The following is a 24,950-nucleotide window of genomic DNA, read 5'->3' on the forward strand; positions in this document are numbered from 1 at the left end:
CGACTGCGAAAGTGAAGCGGGGACCTTTGTCCGGCATATTGAGAAAGAAATGGATTCGCTGTTCACGTTTCTTGTCGAAGAAAATGTAGACCCTACAAATAATTTTGCAGAGCGCATGATCCGTTTCGCGGTTCTCTGGCGTAAACGTTCCCAAGGCACCAAATCTGAAAAGGGTAACCGCTGGGTCGAACGTATACTGACACTCAGGCAGACCTGTCGACTTCAGGGCAAGTCAACATACGAAATCCTGGTCGACGCCATGGAAAACTATTTCAAAGACCAGCAACCCGATTTGCAGTGGATCAGGCAGGCTACCTGAGCCCCCTGTGATCAGTTACCCTTAACGTGTATGGATAGGTCATTTGTCCTATAATACTCCGCAGGTTTTAGTTTGACACTAACTTACTGAGTTTGCGTCGCTGATAATGACTATTATCTGTTGTTCCTCTGTGAAAGTTCTTTGACCATTATTCCTCCATAGCGTACCATTATAATAGGCTGGTTTTCTATCAGCACTGCAGATAAGGCACCTTAGTCTAGGGGGGGAACATGAGTCAGTTGAGAAAGTTTGTCATCCCTGAACTGGTATTCGGTGATGGTGCAGTTCATGTACTTGGGCGTTACGCAAACAACTTCGGTTCAGAAAAAGTGCTCATCGTAACGGATGCCGGACTTATAGCAACTCCGTGGGTGGATAAAGCCGTAGACCTGCTCAGGGAGGAGGGCATTGCTTCAGTCGTATTCAGCGATGTAAGCCCAAATCCCCGTGATTTCCAGGTTCACGCCGGAGCAGAAATGTACCATAAGGCTGGTTGTGATATTATTATTGCCGTTGGTGGCGGCAGTGCCATGGACTGTGCCAAAGGCATAGGGATTCTGGCAACCAATGAGGGCGGTATATCCTCTTTTCAGGGTGTGGATAATGTGAAAGTCCCCTGTCCACCCCTTATCTGCATTCCCACAACAGCAGGAACCTCGGCTGATGTTTCCCAATTTGCCATAATCAGTGATAGTGCTGAACAGGTTAAAATGGCAATTATCAGTAAAACCATGGTGCCGGATGTGGCACTTATTGATCCACGCCTGACCATGACTATGGATCCGGCTTTGACAGCCCACACTGGAATCGATGCCCTGGTTCATGCGGTTGAAGCATATGTTTCCACCGGCAACTCCGCCTTGACTGATGTACATGCCCTGAAGGCAATCGAACTGATTCTGAAATATTTGCCTAAAGTCGTGAAGGAACCAGACAGCTATGCCTGGAGAGAAAAAGTCATGTTTGCCAGCCTCCATGCCGGTCTGGCCTTTTCCAACGCCAGTCTTGGTGCTGTACATGCTATGGCACATAGCCTTGGGGGAACACTGGATTTAGCCCACGGAGAGTGCAATGCGTTACTCCTTGAACATGTTGTTGCATATAATTATTCCTATGCCGTGGAAAGATACGAACGTATAGGAAAGATTGTGGAAATCGGTTTGGGGATGCAGGAGGTGTCAGGGGTAGAGGCTATCTGTCAGGGGTTCAGGAGATTTCGCGAGCATATGGGCGTGAAAGGGGGGCTTGGCCAACGTGGGGTGAGCAGTGAAAATATACCAGTACTTGCCGAAAAAGCCATGTCTGACCCATGTCTGGTTACCAACCCGCATTTTCCGAATCAGAGGGAATTAGAGGAAATTTATGAAAAAGCACTCTGATGCCTCTCCCTCCTGGGAATTATTGCGTGACGGTGTTGTCGGGCTGGGAGAAAGATCGGCCAGGAAAAGTTATTATCCGGAATTACGGTCTAAAGTTGAAGATCTGAACCGGCAGCGTAATTTTTATCAATCCACGTTGAACTCCATCCCCGATGCTGTTCTGGTTACAGACCATAATGACATTATCATAGAATGTAATCCAGCTTTTTGCCAGATATTCGGTTACCCGGCTGACGCTGTCAACGGCATGCCTTCCGCATTGGTATTGGAAGAGGAGCCCAGTGCTTTCCGCAGTGACGATTATTTACCTGAGACTTCAAGGCGTTTTAAAAAAGGTGATAACTCTACGTTTGTGGGAGAATACCGGAGAAATGATATTCGCAACGATAAAGGCGAACTTTTAGGCCATCTGGAAATCATCAGGGATCTTTCAGATTACATAACAGCTGTGAAAAAGCAACGGCAATTGGAAGATCAACTTCGGCAATCACAGAAAATGGAAGCCATCGGTACCCTGGCTGCGGGGATAGCGCATGATTTTAACAACTTACTTTCTGCAATTCTCGGTTATGCGGAGCTGGCTCATCAGCGCCATGAGCCGGATGCCCAGGCCCTGCGCTATATTGAACAGATTATGGTTGCTGGAAACAAAGCCTCGGATCTGGTGCACCAGATATTGGCATTCAGCCGAAAAGAAAAGAAGAAACGAAGTGCTATCCTTCTTGCGCCTCTCATGCACGAAGCAATGGAATTGTTGCGGGCTTCAACTCCTGCAACTGTGAATATTGTCGAAGATCTTGAAGACACGGATAAACTGATTCTCGCAGATGCCGGTCAACTGCATCAGGTGTTTATTAACCTGTATACCAACGCCTTTCATGCCATGGAAGAATATGGTGGTGGAACTTTGCATATTACCATGCGTTGTGTGCATGAACAGAACGAAGAAGACGGGGCAACCGGTGAGTATTTCAAAATTACTGTGGCTGACACTGGTCCCGGAATAAGTCCGGATGTGATGAATCGCATGTACGAACCCTACTTTACGACCAAAGGGCATGCCAAGGGTACAGGACTGGGGCTTTGCGTGGTTCATGGAATTGTTGAGGGGCACAAGGGGAGAATATATGTTCAAAGTGATGCGGAACAGGGAACCGTGTTCACCCTGTTTTTTCCTGTTGCCAATGAAAAACTGGAGGCTGAACAACGGCGGGAAACAGACACCCTGGTTGGTGGCAATGAAAGCATCATGCTGGTGGATGATGAAAAAATGATAGTGGAGTATATCCGCACCTTTCTTTCCCAACTAGGGTATCAGGTTATGTCATTTCATGATGGGAAGCAAGCTCTGCAGGCTTTTGAACAGGGGCCTGAAGATTTTGATATCATCGTAACAGATTTGACCATGCCTGTTATGAGCGGTATGGATTTGGCAGAAAAAGTGTTGAAGATTCGAAAGGATATGCCCATTGTTCTTTGTTCTGGTTACAGCTCTCCCTTGTCTCCTGAGAGGGCAAGCAACCTGGGAATCAGGGAGTTCCTCATTAAACCTATTTCCCTGTATCAGCTGGCACCGGTCTTGAGAAGAATATTAGATAGTGCCTGTTCATAAATGGTCTTTTCGGAGTCTCGTTCCTCGCTAACCTAAACTTGAGCAAAAAACCTTATTTATGGACTCTTTTTGCTCGCTTCGCTGATTTTGAACTAAGGGCCGCTGAATAAAGAAAGTATCCAATATTGCTGGTCTCTCATCATCTGGTTACAATCATATAAAACGTTGCATGAGCGCGTCTATAATGCTGTCCATGTTCTCAACAGTTGCCCCCAGTTCATCACGCATCTGCTCTGTATACCTCCTGAGCTGGGGATTGGTCAGGTCATCTAACCTTGCCATTCTGTGTGTACGTCTGCCAATACAGAAAAGAAGCTGTTCTTCTTTGGGGAGGACCAGAAAATCCCTGACTGTCTGCTGGAGTTTATCGCCGCTTTCCGGCAGGGTGCCATCAATTTCAGGGAAAAGATTAAGCACATGGTCACTGCGAATGGTGGAGGTGATGCCTTCTAATGATTCCAGAAAGAGCAGGAGTTCTCTGGCAGTGTCCACATCCCCCATTTTTATAAATTTGCCTTCCTGAAACTGTCTGGTAAGTGGCGCTGCAGGTGGCAGAGCCAAGGTGCGCAAGCGAATGAAGTCAGGATTGATCTGATTGAGGGCATCTGCTGTTTCGCTCGCATTCTCCTCCCAGAGTGGCTTCCCACCCAGGCCGGGCATATAATATTCAGAAAGCTCTATACCGGCAGCTTTCACTTTTTGCCCAGCCAATATCTGGGTAGCTTTGTCAGAACCCTTGTTGACCAGCTTAAGTACCTTGTCGGATCCGGATTCCATACCGATATGAATCCTGTTTAAGCCTGCTTCAGCCATTTGCAGCAGATAATGGTCATCAATCCGGGCGATGGTATGGGAGCGACCATAGGAGGTAACCCTTTTAACCATGGGAAAAGCATTTTGCAGATGTTTCAGAATCCGGATGAAATCATCGGGATGTATAATCAGGCTGTTGCCGTCCTGAATGAAAATCGACTGCATTCCTCCAGCCACAAATTGATATGCAGCGTGCAAGGCCTGCTGATCATCGAGTGGGAAACCATTGTAGTTTGCAGGCAATGTTTTTAAGCCTGATTTTCTTGAGTCGACAATGGCTTCTGTATACATCCTGACCGTATCAATATCCCGCAGTACATGATCGATGGGACGGCGGCTGAAGGTGCTGTTCTTGTAAACCGGGCAAAAGCTGCAACGATTCCAGGGACAGTTTCTGGTAACTCTTATCAGCAGGCTTTCCGCTTCACTGGGTGGACGTATCGGACCCTGTTCAAAACCTCTATACTGCTCAGCTGGTTTCATTCATTTTCCCCATGGATCGGGTGGCAAGCTTTACGGTAGCCATGTATTGATTGAGAAAAGGGAGACCTGCCAGTGCAGGTATAAAATATCGCGAAGTGCAAAGCAGTCCGAGAGCGGCACCTGTTTCAGGATCAATGAGACCTGCAAAAAAATAGATTAAGGCTGCATCGCGTGTGCCTATACCTGCAAAGGTGAGTGGCAGCAAGCCTGCCAGAATGGCCAATGGAGAGAGAGCCAGGTTCGTGAGAAATGGTACCTCACCACGTAAAGCAAGGATGAAGAGCCATATCTGGAGAAGGTGGAGCAGCCATATACCTATGGAACCTGCAGAAAGGATAAAGAGTCTGCTGATATCACTCCAGAAATAGTGGTACATCTCCATCCATCCTGCCTCAAAAGCAGAGATTTTCTGCTGCAGTTTTTTTACAGGAATGACTTTGAAGAAGCGAAAGAAGAAAAGGCTGAACTGTTTGCTGCCAAGCATAAGAAAACAAAAGAGAAATCCACCTCCTATGCAAAGGGTCATCAGCCAGAACATCATATCTTTGGCAGGGTAGACAATCAGTCCGAGGCAACACCAGAACAGCAGGCTTAACATGTCTGAGCCTTTTTCAAAAACCACCAGTGAAAGGGCCAGAGAACCGGAGATGTTTCCCTTGTCACGCATAAAATAGGCTTTGATGACATCGCCCATTTTTGAAGGCAGTACCATGTTAAGAGAACTGGCAGCCAGGATAAGACGGTTGGATTCCAGCAGCCCCATGCCGATATTGCTTGGTGCCATAAACTGTAGACGCCAGGCTGTGGCCAGGGTAATGGGGATGACCATGGCCAGGCTGAGAAACAGCAGGCTGAGATTACATTGTTTAAAGACAATGAAAAGACGCTCGGTGTCAATGCGAAGATAAATGAGCGCGAGAATGCCCAGACTGATCAGCAGAGAAATACTACGTTTTTTATTCATAGAATCACATCTGTTCCTGAGGAAATATCCGTTCAAGACGAAAATCCTCGCCGTCTTGCAGATTCTGGATTGCTGTGGTGTAATCCGTCCATGGTTCCAGTTGGCTGTCCTGATAGGTACGACTCATGACTACATAAATGGAGGTTTGGTGACCTCCGAGACCGGCAGCCTGAACATCCTTCCAGCTTGTTGCAGAGATGGTATCATTGATCTGCCACCTGTCTCCCCGGCGTTGAAATGTACGGGTAAAAGTGAAGGGCGCCTCCTGTTTGCCGGTGATGAGCAGTTTCTGGAGGAGTTTTCTGACCAGATCAGGAAAAAATCTTCCTCCGCCATACATGATCAGGCGCAATATTATCAGATTCAGGGGCGTCATCTGTTTTTGTTTTGCCCAGCCGAACGTGCCGCTGACAGTAACACAGTCATCTTCAACATTGAGGTCATATTCTCCTACCAGATGAGCTACAGCATTGGCATTTTTCTTCCCCCTGGCGGTTACAATGGAGAACTGAGTATCTGAGCAGACCAGGGAGCCTTGGTGAAAGAGCCTGAATACCCCGCCCTTGTTCAGGGCGATGTAGAGGGTTGTGTCGTTGTGACGGTCTATGAGTAACCCTGCGTTTCGATGCCATTTTCTTTCTTCTTTGGGAATTGGACGCAATGCCGGGCGATTGGTATTGAAATGTTGCCATGCAAGCAGATAACTCCATGTGTGATGCCCGATGATATGGTCATCACCATAGGCTGCGTTCTTTTGGTTTTGCAGGCCAATGAGAAAACGATCATTGAGTTCCAGTGCTTCAGGTATCACGCTGCCTATGAGTTCAAAGCCATGGGGAAAATAATTATACGTGTTTCTGCTTGTGTACTCTCCGCCAAAAGATCCGTCCGGGTGGATAAAATCCAGAAGAAACATAATCCCTTTGCGAAGGGACGCCAGGATACTGTCATTGGGTCGATGGAGATAACATTGAGCAAGACAGCCAAGGGTAAGGGTCAGGTAGCCAGTGTCGCATCCTTCATATTCGTAAAACCATCCTTCCGAATCTTGCCAGGAAAGCACTTTTTCAAGACGCTGTTGCCGCTCTGTTTCCCATTGATCGGTGTTGAGGAGTTGCCCGGCCTTTTCCAGACACAAAGCGATGAGTGCCTGGTGATTGGATAATCTTCCACTTTCGTGATGATGGGCCAGCCAATCCGCCCTGACCTTGAAAAAATCAAGCATGTGCTGGTCAGAGAATTTCATAAGTTGGTAACTTTCCATGCATGCCAGCAGAGAAAAGGCTGCTGCGCCTCCGGCACATTCAAATGGAAAGTAATCATCGCAGGAACCATTCCGGTGTCCTGCATCGGCAGCATAGCGTATTCCTGCTGCAACCCACTGTTTGAGCGCATCCTGTTTGTAAAAGCGATTTTCGGAAGCGTCTGTATGGTAGGCCAGAGCAAGGGGGAAAACAAACTCCTGAGCCATGCCACTGGGGAAGTCTATGATTTTATAGTGCCAGAAATTACGGTCAAAGCAGCCGTACGTCGGGCTGTGGGGATTGCGATCCTGCAGCGTCAGAATAACAGGAATCTGGGCCAGAGCGGAGTGAAGAAAACAGTTCTGCATGGGATGTCCCTTATGTGTTGGTTCCGGAAATTTTGTCATCACTGTCGCCCAGTTCCATTCGCCGTAAACGGACCTGAATATCCTCAAGTAATTTTCGGTTAACAGCTTGAAGATCCGCAACCATGCCGAAAATCCATAGTTGTGCTCCTAAAAGAATGAGGATGGCTGTAAGGATAAGGCTTGGTTCATGTAATCTGGACATATCTCCCAACACGTAGCGCAAAAATATCCAACGGATTCCAAGGCCAACTCCAATAGTAAAGGGGATGGTTCCAAGAATGGCAAAAAGCCTGAAGGGACGGTAGGTCATGAATATGCGAATAATCGTCAGGATCGATCGTCGCACATAGGAGGGAATGCTTTTTACCAGACGGGACGCCCGCAGATCCTTATTGGTGCGAATGGGTACGGAACGCACAGAGATATTTTTTTGCCCTGCCTGGATAATAGTCTCCAGGGTATAGGTATATTCGGTGAATACGTTGAGTTGAATGGCAGCGTGACGGCTGAAAGCGCGAAAACCGCTTGGAGCATCATCAACCTCTGTCCTGCTGGCAATGCGTACTATCTTACTGCCGAATTGTTGTAAAAATTTTTTAATATTAGAGAAATGTTCGATTTCTTTGATGGGCCTTGCGCCAATAACCATCTCGGCCTGTTGATCAAGAATCGGTTGTATTAACGCAGGGATATCTGCAGCATTATATTGATTGTCGGCATCAGTATTTACGATGATGTCCGCCCCGGCCTTAAGACTGGCTTCAATACCTGTCATGAAAGCCCGGGCCAGGCCCTGGTTATTGGTATGCCGGACAATATGGTCAACTCCCATATCCTGTGCAATTTTTACTGTGTCGTCGTAACTCCCGTCATCAATAATGAGCCATTCAACCTTGTCAACACCAGGTAATTCACGGGGGAGTTCTTGCAGGGTTATTGGAAGTGTTTCTTCTTCATTAAAACAGGGGATCTGAATGATAACTTTTGTTTTCTTACTCATATTGGATTACGATCTGATATCGGTTTTTGTTTGGAAACCACGTTGTGGTATATTTACGAGAAGTGCCCATACGCACCTGCCCAAAGCATATAATGCACAGAAAAGGGGATACTCTTTTATCCTAAATCGAATGAATGGGAAAGAGTTGTCTGGGCAAAATGCAGCTTTTTGCCTGTCCCGAAGAGCATTGTACCTTATTGCTTAATAAACCCGGAATATAAACATCTCTATGCTGAAATCGCTTATACAATTATTGCGTCATCCATTGTTGCCACTCTTTGTATGTATTGGTTTATACCTTATTCTCATTTTACCGACTGTTCCTGTACATGGTATATCAAACGACGAATTCATCGACTGTCGCATCAGTTCATCATATTTTAAAGACAAGAGCAGTTGGTTGACCGGGATGGATATTGATCCCTCTCAGTCAAGGCTCCCCATGTGGCTGACAGCGGTTGGTTCTCTTGTCGATGGTACGCCGGACTATATCACTGCACGATATGTCAGTTGCTTCTTCGGCTGCCTTACACTGATTGGGGTTTATCTTTGTTGTCTGCTTGTGAGTAACAGGAGAATGGCTCTCATTGCCACCGTTTTTCTGGCTGTAAGTCCCTATTTTCTTGCATTTTCAAAAGTTGCCGGAACCGAAGGCGATGCCTTGTTCACCTGTATGTCTGCCTGGTTAATGCTGAGCCTTGTGTACTGGGCAAAATCGCCCAACTTGGGACGCACTGTTTTGATAGCCCTGGCTGCAGGGATGACTGTATCTGCCAAAGTTGTCGGAGCTGTCTGGATACCTGCCATACTCCCTTTGCTTTTCATCTTCAAAGCAATGGAAAAACCGTACAAGGGCAATCAAAAGGCCATGTTGCTGTTGGTCTGTATTGCCGTTGGGCTGGCTGCATTGGCTTATGGACTCATCGCTTCAGGAGCAAGTCACGTAGCAAATCTCAATAATCCATATGACAGGTTACCAACTTGGGGGAAATTGTTCCACTATTTGAGTGTTTTTCTTCCGTGGCTGGCCTGTATTGGTGGTGCTATACTCTGGAGGAAAAAGACAGTTCATCCGGTGTTGAGCGGGTTGTTGATACTTGCTGGATCTTTATTGACCTTTTTTGTCGTCCCACCTGTACATACCACCAATGGTTCACTTTTGCAGGGAATATACAGGGAATTTGTCCATAATAAAGAGCAGCTTAGTGGAATGGCCATCTACTCTGCAGCTGGGTTGAATTTTTTGTCAGTGTTTATAAAAAACTCTCCCGCTGTAGGTTTGCTGTTGTTTCTTTCTTTTGTCAGCTCGTTCTTTTTTCTTAAAAGACAGCCTCTTTTAGTTATTGCTATCATACCACTCGTTGTTTATCCGCTGTTTCTTGTTGTCAATGCCCGAGCACAGACGTTCTACATGATGGCGGTCATGCCGCAACTGGCAATGCTGGGGGGGTATTTCCTTAGTATGTTGTATGAAAGGTCAAGAGCATTCAGTTATATTCTAGGCTGTGTATGTTGCCTCAATCTTGCCTATGACCTGACTGTTTCCTACCCTGATTATCATCTCAACGGATATCAATACGTGGGAGAGCGTTATATTGCGGGGAGAAGCAGTGTCGGCTACAAGGGGTTGGTTCAGACTCCATCGGACGGCACAATCCAGGTGATGGACTGGGCAAAGGAAAACATCCCACCTGGCGACTGGGTCATCACCTACCTGAGGTACCGGATGATGATTGTTGGCCTGAGCCCAAATCTCAGACTGCCATTTCATGTTCGTAACGGTTTGGATCCGAGAAGAGATTTTTCCAGAGCAGACTGGGTTCTTACCCACATTAATTATATGCTCGATACCAATTATGTTCGCCAGACTCCACGGGAATCAATCTACACCTATCCGTATTTTGACATGAATGTGCTGCAAAGAGATTTTGAGAAAGTGTATTCGGTAAAAAGAGCTTTCGGTATAGAGGTGGCAACAGTGTGGAAAAGAAAAAATCCCATACCGCAGAATGAATAATCGTGTTCCATCCATTGATGGACCTGTGGAATTCTGAACATTCCTGAACAGATTGGTGTTCAGGAATGTTCCACAACAGTCATAACACTGTCATACATACAGGATACCTGTCATGGTTTGTTTTGTGTGTTGAGGAGATGCAGACCATTGGCAAGGCTTGTATCGATCATTTGCGAAACCCTGCGAATCTTGCGACGTTCATTCAAGAGATAGTCTTGTAGCACAGCCTGCTGCTCATCCTTTGGTGGTTGATATTCCCGCATCCACTGCATCATTTCCGAGTGCGCATGCTGAAGGTCTTCAATGCCCTTGGCAAGAGCTGTTGATGGACCTGTTAGGGCTTGAAGGTCCTGCAATTTGAGCTTTAGCTCGTACATATCTGTCATCTTTTCCATGGCTTCATCATGGATTGCCATGACCTCGCTGGCCAGTTCCTGGTTATCTGCCAGTGTGGCTGTGCTGAATGTCAGGCAAAGTGCCAATAGTGCCAATAGTATTCGAAAGTGAGTCATCCGAGAAAGCTCCTTCTTGTTTTTGGAGGCATTTATCAAGCCATTGTTTGATATGCAGGTCTGTTGTGGCATCGCCCCATCGCGTGAGAAGGTATGAGACCAGAGTTGTTATTTCTTCTGTCGACAGTTTCTCATTCCCAGGCATGATGCCGTTAAATGATTCGCCATTGACCACCAGTTCGCCTTTGAGACCAAAGCGAATGATGCAGGGGAGCCGGTTCACATCCCTGGTTAGCAAAAGAGATCCCGTAATGGGTGGATATACCCGTAAAAATCCTTCTCCGTCATTTCCATGGCATCCCGCACAATAGGTCTGGTAGATACGTTTACCCTGGTGGTGCCCGGTTGTTGTTCCGGTTATGGACAAAGCGGGCGAGAGTATCCCGGCAAGGATAATTGGTAGAGCTGTTTTCTTAAGTTTTTTAATCATTGAGCAGGGTTTTCATGTCTGTGATGAGGGTATCGACTTCAGTTGCATCTGTCCCGTTGTAATACCCTCGTATGCGTTGCTGTTTATCCATGAGTACAAAAGAACCACTATGGATATATCCTCCCGGAACCTCTTCGTTTTTCATTGCCCCCAGCATATAATGTTTTGCCATGGCAAAAATCTCGTCCTGCGAGCCGGTAACCATTTGCCATTTTTCCGTTCTAATACCAAATCCTTCGGCATATTTGTGCAGAACTTCGGCCGTATCATGCTCTGGATCTATAGTATGGGAGAATAGCAGTACATCAGGATGATTTTCGAACTGTTCATAGATGCGATGCATCTGCCGTTTCATAATGGGGCAGATTGAGGGGCAGGTCGTGAAGAAAAAGTCGGTGACCACTACCTTGTTTTTGAAAACATCAGGAGTGACCGGCTGGTTGTCCTGGTTGGTAAAGGTAAAATCTTTGTTAAAGGTTCCCAGAACCGGCAATTTATTGGCAGACTGGTCACTGCAGGACGTACATTGAAAGGCTATTGCACACAGGAGACATATCAATAGAGAGCAGGAACTGGAAATATTCATCTAAACCTCATACTTGCGGGGTTGAACCGATAGTTAACAACACCATCAGGCAGATCATATATCCGTTGAGGGACACAAACAGCATTTTATAGTGTGGCGCCTCTCGGAAGAACAGTTGATGAACAAAAAAGAGCAGAAAAAGAGGCGCAGCCAGAAGCAGGCCTGTTCTGAATGGTTGAGTCAAAAAGCCCGGCAGTCCGGTAAAAAGGAGGACGACAAGGGTGAATGAAACTAACCATGCTGTTACAATCCGTTTCACTCTGGCTGTGGAACAACGTGTGACAAGGTTCATGAAACAGTTGTTTTTTTTTGCACTTTCCCTGTATTCCAGGAGAACGAGACAGCAATGAGGAAGTTGCCAGAGAAAAAACAGGGCGGCAACTGCCCATATCAGAGGATTGGCAAATGATCCTTCGGAAGCATACCAGCCAATCAGTGGAGGAAGCGATCCGCTAATTCCACCGGGAATCAGAGCGAGTTCTGTGCGGGTTTTGAGGGGGGTGTAGATGAAATTGTAGATAATCACTGCAAACAGGCCAAGAAAGAGTACCCATGACACGCCCTGGCTTATACATAAAAGACAGCTGCCGGCAGTAATCAGTATAATCGTGATTACCCAGGCTAGGTGCAGGGTGAGTGTTCCGGTTACCAGGGGGCGTTTGCTGGTTCGCGCGCAGAGACTGTCCTGTGAACGTTCCTGTATGGAGTTGAGAGATGCTCCACCACAGGCAAGAAGAACGACCCCAAACGAGACGGCTGCCATGGTGAGGAGCTGGTCGAACCGATGTGACAACAGGTACCCGAAAGCTGTGGACAGGCCAACCATGAGGCAAAGTGGTACTTTGGCAAGCTTGCTGATCTCTCGAAGGTAAAAAAGCATGTTACTCTTCTTCTTCCAGCCAGGTCTCATATTGTTCCATGGTAACAACCTCCAGGGTAGCTGTCATGGAAGAGTGACTCGTACCGCAATATTCGGTGCACAGTATATCGTATGTTCCTGTTTCTTTGGGGTGGAAATAAACATAGGTGGGCATTCCTTTTACAGCATCTGCTTTTACCCGGAATGCAGGAATGAAAAAAGAGTGCAGCACATCAATTGATTCGATATTCAGTTTTATCGGTTTGTTTACTGGAACAACTAACTCATTTTCTGTCTCTTTGTCATTCTCATATATAAATATCCAGGAGAACATCTGCCCAAGAACCTCAATTTCTATGGCATCTTTTGGCACATTTCTCAGTCCTGTATAGGACGACCAGCCTACCCAGAACATGGATAGGGCGATCAGCGTGGGAATAATTGTCCATACCACTTCCAGTTTCCAGTTATCCCTGATGTCTTCGGGAACCGGGTTTTTGCTGCGGCGGTAACGAATGGCGAAATATATCATCACCAGTGTTATACCTGTCAGGAGAACCGCAGAGACAATGAAGATATACCAAAAGGCGCGATCGACACCTAATACCGGATCCATAATTTTATCCTTGTATGCATAGATACTATGTTTGCTCTCATTCTCTGTTTGCAGGTCATAATGGAAGTGTTTATCGGAATGCCACGTCCCAGAACGTAAAACTGATCATGATAGCCAGAAAACAGACGGTGCTTAGAAAGGAAACAATTATGGCCCTGCCTTCATATTTGAGGTGCATAAAAAAAAGCAGCACCAGGCTGACCTTGAAACAGGCAATGCCAAGAGCGACTGGTACGTTGTATATGCCCATGTCGATATAGCTCACCCCGACAGTGACTCCTGTGAGAATGAGCAGGGCAAAAAGAACAGAGGCAAGTTTGGTGTATGACATGAGATGTTGGGGTTCCTGAGACATGCGACCTCCTTTATAATACCAGGTAAAACAGGGGAAAGACGAATATCCAGATCAGATCAACCAGATGCCAGTACAATCCGCAGTTTTCCAGTACGGCAAAACGTCCGGCATGCACCTTGTTTCGCAGTATAAGTACGACACTGACCATCAGCAGGGTCATGCCTATGATAACATGTAATCCGTGGAGGCCGGTTATCACATAATACAAACCGAAAAATATGTTTTGTCCCGGTGGACCTGAAACAAGAGTGTCCGAGTTCGGATAAATATCATGGTGAAATTTTGCTCCCCACTCGAAATATTTATTTATCAGGAAGACCAGGCCACAAAAAATGGAGAAGGTGAGCAATCCCAGAGAGAGTTTTTTGTTTTGCAGCCGGATAGCTGTGATCGAAGCGGCAACCGTGAAACTTGAGATCAGCAGAATGATAGTGTTTATGGCGCCTATTATCCTGTTGAGTTGTTTGCCTCCTTCTACGAATTCGTCAGGATAACGATGAAAGTAGACAGCATAGAGAACGAAGAGTCCTCCAAACAGGATGATTTCAGAATAGAGAAAAAGCCACATTCCAATGCGGATTCCTGTGAAATCATTGGAGCTTTTCATTCAGATTCCTTTTGTTCGGTGTTTACCGATGAATGTTGAGCCGCAGCTTTTTGCAAGACATTGCTGAAATCGTACGGATAGTCCTGCACTGTTGGAGGAGCGACAAAGTTATGGAGAGGTGGAGGAGACGGGATGGACCACTCCAGTGTAACTCCACCCCATGGGTTTGCCACTGCCTTTTCCTGTTTTCTGAAGCTCAGCAGGAGATTGATCAGCATAAGCATGATGCCTATAAAGAGCAGTATTCCGCCTATGCCGGCAAAAAGGTTTCCCTGCGAGAATTGGGGCAGGTAGTCATAGTACCTGCGGGGCATTCCCATCATTCCCAGTATGAACATGGGAACGTAGTGAAACATGAAACCAACAGTTGCCAATGTTGCTGCAATGTAGGCTCGTTTGAAATCATACATTATGCCAAACATTTTGGGCCACCAGTAATGGAGTGCTGCAAAAAAAGCAAATCCAGTACCTCCGAACATTGTGAAGTGGAAGTGGGCGACCACAAAATGCGTATCGTGCACATGGATATCTGTTCCTGCTGCCCCGAGTACAAGCCCGGTCAAACCTCCGACAGAAAAAAGGTAGATAAACACCATGGCATAGAGGAGGGGTGGGGTCATCTCAATGGATGCCTTGTACATGGTACCTACCCAGGAGAAGACTTTCACTGCAGTAGGTATTGCAACGAGGAAGGTTAAAAGCGAAAATACGAAAATAGCGGTGTCGCTCATCCCGCTTGTATACATATGGTGTGCCCAAACAAGTGACCCGGCTATGGCAATGCCCATGGAAGAGTAGACAATAGCTTTGTAGCCAAAAATGGCTTTACGGGAAAAGGTGGGGATGATTTCCGAGATAACCCCCATACCAGGGAGAATCATGACATACACAGCAGGGTGGGAATACATCCAGAACAGGTGTTGATAAAGCAAAGGGTCTCCTCCCTTATCCGGATCAAACAGGCCGATGGAAAACAACCGCTCAAAGATGATAAGGAGCAGGGTTATCGAGATGACCGGAGTGGCCAGGAGTTGGACCCAGGCCGTGGCATAGAGCGCCCAGGTGAAAAGGGGGATTTGCATCCACCCCATTTCTTTGATACGCATCCGGTGAACTGTGGTGATAAAATTCAGGCCGGTCAGCATGGAAGACATGCCCAGGGTAAATGCTGCCAAAACGGTTAGTGGCACATTATGGCTGGTACTTATGCTGAATGGAACGTAAAAGGTCCAGCCTGTGTCAGGAAAGCCACCGCCGGTAAACAGCGAAACCAGGGCCATGATTCCTCCTGCCATATACAGGTACCAGGAAAGCAGGTTCAGTTTCGGAAAAAATACGTCGTCGGCCCCAATTTGTATCGGCAGGATAAAATTACCGAATATGGCGGGAATTCCAGGGATGACAAAAAGAAATATCATAATCACCCCGTGCAACGTGAAGGCCGCATTGTACAAATCCGGCCCCATGATCGTAGGTCCGATACTCATCAACTCAATGCGTATGAGAAAACCGATGGTAATGGCTATGCCAAACCAGAACATTACTGCCCAGAGATACATAACAGCCAGTCTTTTATGGTCCTGGGTCAGCAACCAGGCCCATATTCCCTTGAGCTGTGGAGGGGATGGCGTGTTGAAAAATGAAGTTGTTTCCGACATGGTATGCGTCTCAGCTGAATTACGAAGAGGATGTAGTGTCGTCATCCTTACGTCGTAAGGTTTTATAGAGAAAATATCCCCCGATACAGAGCAAGACAATGACTGATGTTTTCAGGACAAAGAAAACAGTTTTGTTCTGTTTGACCTCACCACTCAAGCAGTAGGCGAGAAACCGCTTGATGGAGGTGGCAGGTGTGCCTTTCTCGGCCTCGGAAAGGGCCAGGTCAACATCTCCGGAGACAAAAGAACCGTAGACGTATTTTATTATTTTTCCATCTGATCCTATGGCAACAAGAGCAGAGGGGTGCAGGAACAAACCATCCTCAGCAGGTTTGAAGGTATACCCGATGGCATCTGTCACTTTTTTGATGTTGTCGTACTGGCCGGTGAGAAAATGCCAGTTTTCGGTTGGGAATTGATTTTCCAGCATTGAGGTGTAATTTTTTTTTGTCCTGGCCGCATCCTCGGCTGTTTCGCGGTGATTGAAACTGAGGGTGATGACGTTGAAATTTTCCGGAGAGATCGAGGTCTGTTGAAGAGCAATTGCCAAGTTAGCCATGTCAAACGAACAGATTTGCGGACAGGTATAGTATACAGGCAAAAGCAGCGTCGGTTTGTTGATAATTTCCCGAAGGCTTACGCTCTGTGCATTTTCGTTTATAAAGGTGGTGTCCAGCGGCAGGAAAGTACCTGTTTTTTCCATTACCCCCGTGGCCGCCGGCAACACCTCAATTTCTATCTCCTCATTTGATATGGCGCTGCCTGCCTGCATCAGGAGCATGAGCAGGAAGCACCATGTCAGTGTTTTCTTCATAGTTACTGAGGTTTCTGGCAGTTTATTTTTTCTGACCATTACCCAGGTTCACTGTCAGGGTTTCGCGGAACACATGCTTCATCCGGAAAGAATCCCGATCTCCACCATAACCGACAATGACAACTGTGTCCGCTGCAGGATCAATTACCGTATCTTTATCGTCGCCGGAATTCAGCGGCAGAGTGAATTCGAGAGTGGTTATCCCGTTTTCTTCACTGCCACCAACTACCGTGACATTTTCGCTTCCACCAATTTTTGTGTCAGATTTGTGCAGGGTGGCAGCCATACCGAAATCGTCTTCTATTTTTACTTTGCCATCTTTCACATAGCCGATGACAATATCGGCATCTTTCATTTTATCTGTTGGGTTGAATCCTATGGCGACCCAACCGGTGGTCGGAGCAGAGATTTTCACGGCAAGTTGGTCTCCATTGACGCTCCAGGAGAAATGCATTTTTTCAATATCAAGAGAGTGCTGGTAGTCAGCGGCAAAACATGTGATGCTGAAAGAGAGAAATAGGCATAATGCAGCAATGCCGGTCCGGACAATGCGTTGTTGTAACATAGAGAATATCCTCCGTTATACAATTTTGGGTTATATGATTTAGCCGCCGTATACGATTTCGCCACCGGAAAAACCGAGGCCTGCAGCACAGGCGAGGCAAAGTGTATACAGGATGAGCAGTTGTTTGCTGTTCCCTCCGCTCATGTTGACACGGATGCTCAGGGCCAGTAGCAAGGTGAGTACGCAAGCCAGAATAAATTTGAGGATAATGAAAAAACTCCAGGTGGATCCATAAAAATGCATCCAGTCCAAAATTCCTGCGGCAACAGTGGGGATAATGAAAATAATTGCCACAATGGAGCAGTGGAGTGCGGTCTTGAGATACGCAGTATTTTTGCCGAGAAATGCGACCAGGCTGAAAAGAAAACAGCCGATAACCATTCCCATGGGAATGTGGGTCAGGGCAGGGTGTAGCGGATGGCTAAAACCTATTGCCTCCAGGGTGCCGTAAATGAAATCCGTCATAACTTACTCCTCCAGGGAATTCGTATTGTGTACTTCGGATAACTGCCAGCACTGCAAGATAGTGGCTGTCTGTAAATGACCTTCTGGGGGATCATCGCCTGACTGCTCTCAAACGAAAATTCTCATTTATGGACAGACACGAGATAAGTCTTTGTAATACAATATTCTTGTGAATAATAGTATTGCAGATAACTAGACGAATCAAGGGGATATTATAAATTAAGAAAGCGTTTGTTTTGAAAAAAAAGGAAAGTTACTCAGTTGCGTGGTGTTACAATGTGACAAAGGTGTTTTAGGGTCACGAAAAAATAAATTATCCAACCTTGCTTGTCTCTCAACTCGGTAACGTCTCGCTTCAATGACGCAATATGGCCAGTATGGAACCATTGACGCGACGAGGTTACCAACCGATATCCTCCGCAATTGTTCGATATTTATTTTTTTCCGCGACCCTTAAACTTAGCCTGTCCCTTTTTGAACAGCATGGCGCAATGAAATTCACCCAAGTGATACAGCTTGGTCTGTTTTCTTATGTTTTGGGTAATCCTTAGATACTGTGGCGTTTGCTTGCTTTACCGTGTTAAATCCTTGGTTTTTTTTGTGTGGTTCCCAAAAGCAGTTTGACTTCCATGAGCCTATTTTGTACATGATATCAAACTATTTGGGTGACAGTAATTTAACGGGGATGTTTGATGATTATATTTGATGAGTATTCCAATTTGTATGATGCTTGGTTTCAGCGAAACCAGGTAGTCTTGGAATCAGAGCTGCGTTTGGTGGCCCATGTACTAGGAAAAAGCCCTGGTCGTACATTAAGTGTCGGCTGCGGAACTGGTCTGTTTGAACAGCTTCTGCAGTCCCAATACGATATTTCCATTACCGAAGGACTGGAACCCTCTGGTCCCATGGGGGAGATTGCCCGTAAACGAGGGATGCATGTCACCCAAGCCGGAGCCGAAAATATGCCTTTGGAAAGCGGACAGTATGATACTGTTATGTTTAATGGCTCTCCTGGATATATTGCAGATTTGGATGCAGCTGTGAGGGAGGCCTATAGAGTACTTAAGCCTGTCGGCCGTGTGCTGCTGATAGATGTGCCGGCGGAGAGCTCCTATGGTATTTTGTATCGTCTGGGGGGTGCGTATGGTACATGGGAAGATGAGAGACTCAGGGGGGTCCTGCCTCACGAACCATATCCTGTTGAGTTGGCTGGTGGCGCAAACTGGAGGCCAACCCAGGACAAGATCGACAGCGCCCTGAAGGCAGGCTTTACAGATTTGACCTTCGCGCAAACACTAACACGGCACCCTTGTTTTTCAGATATTGATCCGGAAGATCCCATTTCAGGGTACCAGTCAGGAGATTATGTGGCTGTTTGTGCGGTCAAAAGTTAGAGTTTGATGTTTTTTCACACCATGCCGGAGTGAAGAAATGGATGATATTTCTTTCTATCGGTCCTGTCTCATTGCCTGCGGCGAAATGTGGGAGGAAGCCCAGATACATCCTTTTGTAAAAGGCTTGGCCGCCGGTACGCTGACCAGAGAACAGATTCGTACTTATCTGATTCAGGACGGTTTGTATCTTCAGAATTATGTCCAGGTGTGCCGAACCCTTGCCAATAGAGCTACGCATCCTGCTGATAAGAGGCTGTTCAATGAGTCTGCACAGTTATCCGAGGAAGCAGAGGTAGGCATGCAGACCAAGATTTTTAAGGCACTTGGGCTCAGGTGGGAGCCACAGGACCCTGGACCTGCAACTCAGGCCTATATTCACCAGGAACGTGAGGCTTCGCACCATATTTTTCCTTTGGTGGCTCTTGCAGCCGCGACTCCCTGCACGGTATTGTACGCTGAGGTGGGAAAACGGCTGGCTTCCTGGCCTGAAGCTGCAACGGCGGATCATCCCTTTCGTCTTTGGTTGGACCTCTATGCAGATCCGAGCGTGCAGGAGATGGCTGCTCAGTGGATAGAATGCCTGGACAGGTGGGCAAGTCGAGCCGATGTACCTGAACAGCATGAAGCCAAAAAAGAGTTTGCAGCCAGTATACGGTGCGAAATGGCTTTCTGGGAGCAAGCTTGGGTATCATAACCGCTATTGGTATTCCGTTATTCAATACGAAATGTTTTCTGTATTTGTGATTCTCCCTTTTTGGGGAGTACCATGAAGTTCGCTTGAGCTGTTTGGTAGAACCATCAGGCATTGCTGCTCGGCAGAAAAGAAACGTCGGAGAGTCGAGAATAGCAGGTTTTGTTCTTTTTCTGCGCATTCAAGGGCATGTAGATCAAGCAGAAAGAGAGGGTTGCATCCGTAAATTGCTTTGTGGAGTGCGCTACTGCAGGCTAGTATTGTTTCCAACTGTTTTGTGAATGGGAGCCCCTGGTCTGATAAGATTCTTTTAGCTGCAGTTTTTTTCCTGGCCTGAAATTTTCCTTTTTGATCGAACCAGAAGGGGAAATGAAGATGGAGGGTGTTGAGAGCTTCTTTCGACAGGATTGTTGTGGCATCAGTAGGTGTTTCTTTTTCTTTCTGCTCCCATTTTTCAACAAGAAAAGATAATTCGTCATTTTTTTGGGTTCTACCCAGGCTCACTTTTTTACCCTTTATGGTCACTAGCAGGAATAGAGGTAAGCGGGAATAAACGAGTTGATGAGCTTGCTGAAAGCGATGTGCTCGCCCCACAATATGCAAACAGGTGTCAAATTTGGTTTGTAATTCTTTGGCAACAAAAGGTTGCAGCACTTTGAGTTGCTGTTTGAGCTCAGCAGCCAGGTCTTCTTTGATGCGATCTGTGGGGTGTCTGGAACGGAGATGCTGACGGAGTGTAGCTATCTCTGGCTGTGTGTGTTCCTTTACTGTATCTAAAATTTCAGCCAGAGTGGCGGCTATTTCACTCCAGCGTCCTGACTCGGATAGCTCGACAAAACTCATCCATTGACTCAAGTCGCGTCGTCTCCCAACCTCCACCCAATCGGTAGCGTATAAGGACTGATCGATGTTGGCCAGTTCCTCGACCAGGCTGGGTTGAGTGCTGTAAATAGCAATGGCAACTGTCTTTTTGCCTGGAATGATTCGCCGTTTTTGATGTTCGTAAGTGGTGTATTGAGGAAGAGTATCAAAAGGAGCAACCTGTTTGATCTCATATGGCGGATTGATAGTCTGCAGCATATGCAGCACACGATGTGGAGAAATACCTTTACCTGCACGAAGAACGTTTACACCTGTTCTAACTTTAAGCCAGGAAGGAAATTCAATGTCAAGTAATCCCACTATACGGAATTTCAAGAGATTCACCAGCATCTCCCCCTTTGTTGATCTGTAGTGCTTTGTTGTTATCCGGTCAGTTGAAAGGAGCCTCAATAGTTAACGGATAGAAGACCCGTTGGCCAGGCGTATGAGTACGACGGCACTTCGGGGTGTTCCCGACGCGGCAACAGCGGTATTCACTGTGAAGATGAACGGGGTACTGCTGTTACTGCTAAGTTACCAGAGGCAGGAAAAAACATAAGCCAGGCAGTGGTATTGTATTTAAGCACAGTATAGCTGATATTGGTGCCAATGTCTCCCGTGAAGAGGGGTAATGGTTGTGGACGCCGAGGTGCCACCTGCTGCGGCTTCAAAAAACGTACGGGAGTTATCCGCTTCAATGTCGATGGGGCGGATAGGCAACAGGCTACTGGCGCCGCATTCCAGTGCGGCCTGATCTGGAGCGTTGCCGACGAACGTATTCGCACAGTTGTCTAGAGGCGTGTAACTGATGACAGGTGCTTCAGATTTGCGCAAGCGCGATTTTGAGCAGGTAAGCGCAGACTCGGTTAGGCTATCTTCGCTCCTTGCAACAACAGGAGAAAAAACATACGATGAAACTTATAAGTATAGAGTGTCTGAAAAGGCAGGGATTGAGCAGGGCGTTGCTCGTTCTCTGGCAGCAGGAATTGATTGTGGGATTGCTGTGCGTGCAATGCGTATACAAAGAAAAACGGTTACATGTGTATGCTTGGTTCCTGCTAACAATTTATCTGATGGACAGGTATTAAACAGCCATAAGGTAGAGTGTGACCATAATGGGTAAGCTGAACTGTACGGTTGCTTTTGCAAAAGGTTTTTTCAGGCTCATGTTTGCATCCTGCCTTGATATAGCTGGATACTTCCTGAGGGAGATTGAGGAGTTTTCGCGAATTGTCTCAATGGCGGTTTCACGGCCTATTTCCTGAAGTCTGGTGCAGAGAAAAACAGGGGGCTTCCTTATGGATAATGGATGGTTATCACGTCTGGCTGGCTTTTTTGCCGGGAGTACGGGGAGATATGATCATGCGATAATTGAAGCCGTAGAACTGGCCGTAAAGATCGCAGATCCTGATATCCGGCAGGTGAGGCGCTATAAACACTTGTTGTATGAGTCAATGGCTGGTGCCATGGAATATTTCCATTCTATGACGGCAGCAATTCCTGGACCTGTGGTCTTGACTTCCAGCAGGTATCATGAAGATCCGTTGGTCAGAGCTTTATTCAAGTCGCCGGAGGAGCTGGAAGAGGTGCTGCAGCTGAGTCCGGAGGTTAGAAATTTACAAGGGCAGGGTGGTCGAGGTAATGTTACCGCAATGATGACCATGTCAAAGGAGGAACGTACGGTATTCGGCAACAAGCAGGTTGGAAAATTGATGGTAAGGGAAGTGAGGCAGCAGGCCGTCAGTTTCTATGATCATCGAATGGTAGCTGCTGCTTTTGATGCTGCCAATACAGAAAATGGCATTGTACACAGAGGGGTAGAAGTGCTGGCAAATGTTGCCATGGAACGCCTAGCCACCCTGCAGGGCGAGAAGGCTGAACTGTATGGTCAGAAGGAATATCTCAGAGCTATGTTGAAAATTTTTGGGGGTAAGTCAGCCTGCGAAAAGCTATTCTCTGTGCCTTCTGCGGAAAATAGAGCGAAAATCGAAAAGATTGAGAAAAAAATGATGGCGTTGGATCAGCGACTCCTGGAATTAACTGATTTGATTGGAAGACCAGAACAGTCATTTGAGTTGCTGGAAAAAATCGTGCGGTATCCTGAAGAAATTCTTCAAGTACGTAATCAGAGTTTCAGGCTCGACTGGAAAGGAATTCGAGTGGAGGATGCGTCAGATGAGGATAGCGACCTTATCCATCTGGCAGAATTTAATTTGGAAGAAATGTGTCGTTTTGCTGTTTTGGTAACCTTTACTCTGGATTAGATGTGAGTATTGATACGAGTTCTTGAGGGGTGTTAACCAGGTAGTCAGGGGCAAAACAGTCAAGGGCCTGCACTGTGTTGTAACCCCATGTGACAGAAATGATTTTTACACCTACCTGTCGTGAAGCTTCAATGTCTCTTGTTTCATCTCCTATATAAATGACCTCATCCTTTTTTAAATGATGTTTGTCTATCACTTTTTGTAATCGCCTTGCCTTGCCCCATAGTCCTGAGGAGGTGTACAGAAAGTCAAAAACATCCAAGTTGTTCTCTTTTAAGAAAAAAGTAACATTTTTCAATGAATTTGAAGTGATAATTCCGAGTTGTATATTTTCCTTTTTCAGTTCGATGAGTGCAGTCTTTAGTCCTGGGATTACTTGTATTTTATGCATCAATCCATTGAATTCCCTTTGAGCTTTTGAAAGAATTCTTGGTATCTTGAAAATGGGAACATGTAAATCTCGAATTACTTCTCTGGCGCTTTTGTTTCTACATGCATGTATTTCATCTTGGTTTATCTGTTTGAAGTTGAATTCCTTTGCCAGCTTGTTAATGATGGTTAGAAAATAGCTGAATGAATCGGCAATAGTGCCATCAAAATCAAAAATAATCACTTGTCGTTTCATGAATTTTTAATTCACTGAAAAGGAGTATGTAATGACTTTATAGTTTACACTGTTTTTCTATTTTGGTAACGAGGTCTAAAAGTTCACTTTTACGTGGTCGGAAGTAAATCATTGCAACCGCAGACATGAATGATAGTTGATATAGTGATGAAATATCCTTGGAAAGGAAGAAGAGAACAACTCCGTAAATAGCAATACTCTCTACTAATGCCGAAGTAACGACCATGGTTGCTGTGTATTTATTTAAGGCGAGTTGTTGAGCAGAGCTGTATTTTTCTGCGTTTGAAGTCACATTCGTAGGGCGTAATAAAAATTTACGAAGATAGTACACTGCCACCAGCGTAATTACTGTCACTCCAACCAGTATATATTGCAGCGTTTCCAGAGGGAAATCAGGTGAAACATTGATCTGAATATCCTCTCGTATACTCCAGCAAACACCAATATATATTCCCAGGGAGGCTAATATAGCTCCCCATATCAAAAGAACTATCCTCCATCCTCTTTCTAACTGCTTTTTTTCATACTGTTTTTTAAGCATATGTGTCCCTTCCTTTTAGAGTTAAGATGAATAATTGTACAGGAATATTTTTATAGTTTGTATGGATCCTTTGCTTCTGCTTTAAGATGCCATTGATTCCCTTTATTACTGAAGCTGTATTCACCTATTAATCTTAGGTCATTTGAAAATGATTCATCTTTTCTTGCTATAAGTTGTTCAACTATAGCAAGAGCTCCAGGCTCACTTTTTAATGATTTTTTTAATGCGTCAACATATACGCTGCTATTACGAACTTTATCTAATACCATTGAGTTCCAAACTGTGTAGGTAAGTTGTAATATCCTTTCGATTTGGTTTGTAGACGGATCTTGTCCTAAGACGACAATCAATGGCATGGAAAATTGGAGGAATGTCTCTGAGATTTTTTCTTTGGGAAATGCATTTCTGTTTTCAGTCATGATTTTTTGCAGGTTGAATGAATGAGTGGTGGCGAGATTTTTGTGTTTGTGGGGTTGGGACCAACCCATGCTCTTAACGATATACATCACGGTACTTGATTTCATGGTGGGAAACAAGTTTTCGGTCCAAATGGTTGTGCTAACCTAAAATTGATCAGAAAACAGGCCTTGTGCTAACCGAAATTTGACCACCTTGGGCAAAGCGCTCCCAAGGGTTATGGTGCGGCAACAACAAACCATAACCGAGGGAGGGGAGGAATTGCTCACAATGGATCAGTATGAATTTATTCGGACAGCCATCGGGTCTACGGCAAAAACATCAGCGAACTGTCGAGAATGACTGGACACTCCCGAAATACCGTAAAAAAGGCACTGACAGGAGAGCCTTGTGGCTATAAGGAACGGGAACAACAACCGTTTCCGGTTCTCGGCCCCTTTCTTGGCACCATCGATGAATGGCTGCAAGATGATCTTAGCAGGCCGAAAAAG

General features: G+C 46.0%; 28 protein-coding genes. 9 read left to right on the forward strand and 19 right to left on the reverse strand.

What is annotated here, in order from left to right; genetic code table 11:
* The 3 genes from G493_RS32605 to G493_RS30540 form a co-directional block, all read left to right on the forward strand.
* On the forward strand, positions 1-319 hold a 319-nt coding region (locus tag G493_RS32605; RefSeq protein WP_153306614.1), incomplete at its 5' end, for an IS66 family transposase.
* Between the two features lie 230 nt (positions 320-549).
* Complete coding sequence (gene ercA, locus G493_RS0120885) at positions 550-1,698, forward strand: alcohol dehydrogenase-like regulatory protein ErcA (RefSeq protein WP_028581944.1); 1,149 nt, start codon at positions 550-552, stop codon at positions 1,696-1,698.
* A complete protein-coding gene (locus G493_RS30540; protein WP_051309715.1) occupies positions 1,682-3,310 on the forward strand; it encodes a hybrid sensor histidine kinase/response regulator in 1,629 nt (542 codons plus the stop codon). Before ercA ends, G493_RS30540 begins: the two co-directional genes overlap by 17 nt.
* Before the next feature lie 153 nt (positions 3,311-3,463).
* Here the strand turns inward: G493_RS30540 and G493_RS0120895 are convergent, their stop codons facing one another.
* From G493_RS0120895 to G493_RS0120910, 4 genes are read right to left on the reverse strand one after another with little or no spacing between them, the layout of a single operon-like run.
* Positions 3,464-4,606, reverse strand: coding sequence for a radical SAM protein (locus G493_RS0120895; protein ID WP_028581945.1), 1,143 nt, complete (start codon positions 4,604-4,606; stop codon positions 3,464-3,466).
* Positions 4,593-5,570 carry a lysylphosphatidylglycerol synthase transmembrane domain-containing protein gene (locus tag G493_RS0120900; RefSeq protein WP_028581946.1) on the reverse strand — a complete coding sequence of 326 codons (978 nt, stop codon included), beginning with the start codon at positions 5,568-5,570 and terminating at the stop codon, positions 4,593-4,595. Before G493_RS0120900 ends, G493_RS0120895 begins: the two co-directional genes overlap by 14 nt.
* Positions 5,571-5,574: 4 nt before the next feature.
* Positions 5,575-7,221: a hypothetical protein gene (locus G493_RS0120905; protein WP_205623735.1), complete on the reverse strand. Its 1,647-nt coding sequence runs from the start codon at positions 7,219-7,221 to the stop codon at positions 5,575-5,577.
* Entirely contained in the window at positions 7,193-8,182 is a 990-nt protein-coding gene (locus tag G493_RS0120910; protein WP_028581948.1) for a glycosyltransferase family 2 protein, read from the reverse strand. Before G493_RS0120910 ends, G493_RS0120905 begins: the two co-directional genes overlap by 29 nt.
* Positions 8,183-8,411: 229 nt before the next feature.
* Between G493_RS0120910 and G493_RS0120915 the strand changes: the two genes are divergently transcribed.
* Positions 8,412-10,199, forward strand: a complete 1,788-nt coding sequence (locus tag G493_RS0120915) for an ArnT family glycosyltransferase (protein WP_084813705.1) — start codon at positions 8,412-8,414, stop codon at positions 10,197-10,199.
* Between the two features lie 110 nt (positions 10,200-10,309).
* Here G493_RS0120915 and G493_RS0120920 read toward each other — a convergent pair whose 3' ends face one another.
* The 11 genes from G493_RS0120920 to G493_RS0120970 all read right to left on the reverse strand — a co-directional run bounded on the left by G493_RS0120920 (position 10,310) and on the right by G493_RS0120970 (position 17,666).
* A complete protein-coding gene (locus G493_RS0120920; RefSeq protein WP_153306615.1) occupies positions 10,310-10,711 on the reverse strand; it encodes a hypothetical protein in 402 nt (133 codons plus the stop codon).
* The gene (locus tag G493_RS32610) at positions 10,638-11,141 is read right to left on the reverse strand and encodes a c-type cytochrome (RefSeq protein WP_051309717.1); all 504 of its coding nucleotides are present in this window, start codon (positions 11,139-11,141) and stop codon (positions 10,638-10,640) included. Before G493_RS32610 ends, G493_RS0120920 begins: the two co-directional genes overlap by 74 nt.
* Complete coding sequence (locus G493_RS0120930; protein ID WP_028581951.1) at positions 11,134-11,727, reverse strand: SCO family protein; 594 nt, start codon at positions 11,725-11,727, stop codon at positions 11,134-11,136. The genes G493_RS32610 and G493_RS0120930 overlap by 8 nt, the downstream gene beginning before the upstream one ends.
* A gap of 7 nt (positions 11,728-11,734) precedes the next feature.
* Positions 11,735-12,607, reverse strand: coding sequence for a UbiA family prenyltransferase (locus G493_RS32615; protein ID WP_051309719.1), 873 nt, complete (start codon positions 12,605-12,607; stop codon positions 11,735-11,737).
* A gap of 1 nt (position 12,608) precedes the next feature.
* Positions 12,609-13,202 (reverse strand): cytochrome c oxidase subunit II, encoded by a 594-nt coding sequence (gene coxB / locus G493_RS0120940; protein ID WP_028581952.1) that lies wholly within the window; start codon positions 13,200-13,202, stop codon positions 12,609-12,611.
* A gap of 70 nt (positions 13,203-13,272) precedes the next feature.
* Entirely contained in the window at positions 13,273-13,557 is a 285-nt protein-coding gene (locus tag G493_RS0120945) for a cytochrome C oxidase subunit IV family protein (protein WP_028581953.1), read from the reverse strand.
* Between the two features lie 10 nt (positions 13,558-13,567).
* Complete coding sequence (locus G493_RS0120950) at positions 13,568-14,164, reverse strand: cytochrome c oxidase subunit 3 family protein (RefSeq protein WP_028581954.1); 597 nt, start codon at positions 14,162-14,164, stop codon at positions 13,568-13,570.
* Positions 14,161-15,822 carry a cytochrome c oxidase subunit I gene (locus tag G493_RS30555; protein ID WP_051309721.1) on the reverse strand — a complete coding sequence of 554 codons (1,662 nt, stop codon included), beginning with the start codon at positions 15,820-15,822 and terminating at the stop codon, positions 14,161-14,163. The genes G493_RS0120950 and G493_RS30555 overlap by 4 nt, the downstream gene beginning before the upstream one ends.
* 19 nt (positions 15,823-15,841) lie before the next feature.
* Entirely contained in the window at positions 15,842-16,636 is a 795-nt protein-coding gene (locus G493_RS30560) for an SCO family protein (RefSeq protein WP_153306616.1), read from the reverse strand.
* 22 nt (positions 16,637-16,658) lie between these two features.
* A complete protein-coding gene (locus G493_RS30565; protein ID WP_051309725.1) occupies positions 16,659-17,201 on the reverse strand; it encodes a DOMON domain-containing protein in 543 nt (180 codons plus the stop codon).
* Between the two features lie 39 nt (positions 17,202-17,240).
* Positions 17,241-17,666: a DUF2231 domain-containing protein gene (locus G493_RS0120970; protein ID WP_028581955.1), complete on the reverse strand. Its 426-nt coding sequence runs from the start codon at positions 17,664-17,666 to the stop codon at positions 17,241-17,243.
* Between the two features lie 692 nt (positions 17,667-18,358).
* On the opposite strand from G493_RS0120970, the gene G493_RS0120975 reads away from it, so the two are divergent.
* Both G493_RS0120975 and G493_RS0120980 read left to right on the forward strand, forming a co-directional pair.
* Positions 18,359-19,060 carry a class I SAM-dependent methyltransferase gene (locus G493_RS0120975; protein ID WP_028581956.1) on the forward strand — a complete coding sequence of 234 codons (702 nt, stop codon included), beginning with the start codon at positions 18,359-18,361 and terminating at the stop codon, positions 19,058-19,060.
* A gap of 37 nt (positions 19,061-19,097) precedes the next feature.
* Positions 19,098-19,754 carry a TenA family protein gene (locus G493_RS0120980; protein ID WP_028581957.1) on the forward strand — a complete coding sequence of 219 codons (657 nt, stop codon included), beginning with the start codon at positions 19,098-19,100 and terminating at the stop codon, positions 19,752-19,754.
* Positions 19,755-19,775: 21 nt separating this feature from the next.
* On the opposite strand, the gene G493_RS0120985 is transcribed toward G493_RS0120980, so the two are convergent.
* Positions 19,776-20,957 (reverse strand): hypothetical protein, encoded by a 1,182-nt coding sequence (locus tag G493_RS0120985; protein WP_153306617.1) that lies wholly within the window; start codon positions 20,955-20,957, stop codon positions 19,776-19,778.
* A gap of 264 nt (positions 20,958-21,221) precedes the next feature.
* Between G493_RS0120985 and G493_RS33555 the strand changes: the two genes are divergently transcribed.
* The 3 genes from G493_RS33555 to G493_RS0121000 all read left to right on the forward strand — a co-directional run bounded on the left by G493_RS33555 (position 21,222) and on the right by G493_RS0121000 (position 22,876).
* Positions 21,222-21,407, forward strand: coding sequence for a hypothetical protein (locus G493_RS33555; protein WP_153306618.1), 186 nt, complete (start codon positions 21,222-21,224; stop codon positions 21,405-21,407).
* Positions 21,408-21,420: 13 nt separating this feature from the next.
* Positions 21,421-21,735, forward strand: a complete 315-nt coding sequence (locus tag G493_RS0120990; protein WP_028581959.1) for a hypothetical protein — start codon at positions 21,421-21,423, stop codon at positions 21,733-21,735.
* A gap of 175 nt (positions 21,736-21,910) precedes the next feature.
* On the forward strand, positions 21,911-22,876 hold the full coding sequence (locus tag G493_RS0121000; protein WP_028581960.1) for a hypothetical protein: 966 nt from the start codon (positions 21,911-21,913) through the stop codon (positions 22,874-22,876).
* Here G493_RS0121000 and G493_RS0121005 read toward each other — a convergent pair.
* The 3 genes from G493_RS0121005 to G493_RS0121015 are packed head-to-tail and all read right to left on the reverse strand — an operon-like array spanning position 22,863 to position 24,461.
* Positions 22,863-23,489 (reverse strand): HAD-IA family hydrolase, encoded by a 627-nt coding sequence (locus tag G493_RS0121005; protein WP_051309727.1) that lies wholly within the window; start codon positions 23,487-23,489, stop codon positions 22,863-22,865. The two genes, G493_RS0121000 and G493_RS0121005, sit on opposite strands and share 14 nt — an antisense overlap.
* A gap of 49 nt (positions 23,490-23,538) precedes the next feature.
* The gene (locus G493_RS0121010; RefSeq protein ID WP_028581962.1) at positions 23,539-24,042 is read right to left on the reverse strand and encodes a hypothetical protein; all 504 of its coding nucleotides are present in this window, start codon (positions 24,040-24,042) and stop codon (positions 23,539-23,541) included.
* A gap of 50 nt (positions 24,043-24,092) precedes the next feature.
* Positions 24,093-24,461, reverse strand: a complete 369-nt coding sequence (locus tag G493_RS0121015) for a hypothetical protein (RefSeq protein WP_153306619.1) — start codon at positions 24,459-24,461, stop codon at positions 24,093-24,095.
* Positions 24,462-24,950 lie beyond the last annotated feature (489 nt).

It is taken from the genome of Desulfogranum japonicum DSM 18378 (assembly GCF_000429945.1).
Taxonomy (GTDB): domain Bacteria; phylum Desulfobacterota; class Desulfobulbia; order Desulfobulbales; family Desulfobulbaceae; genus Desulfogranum; species Desulfogranum japonicum.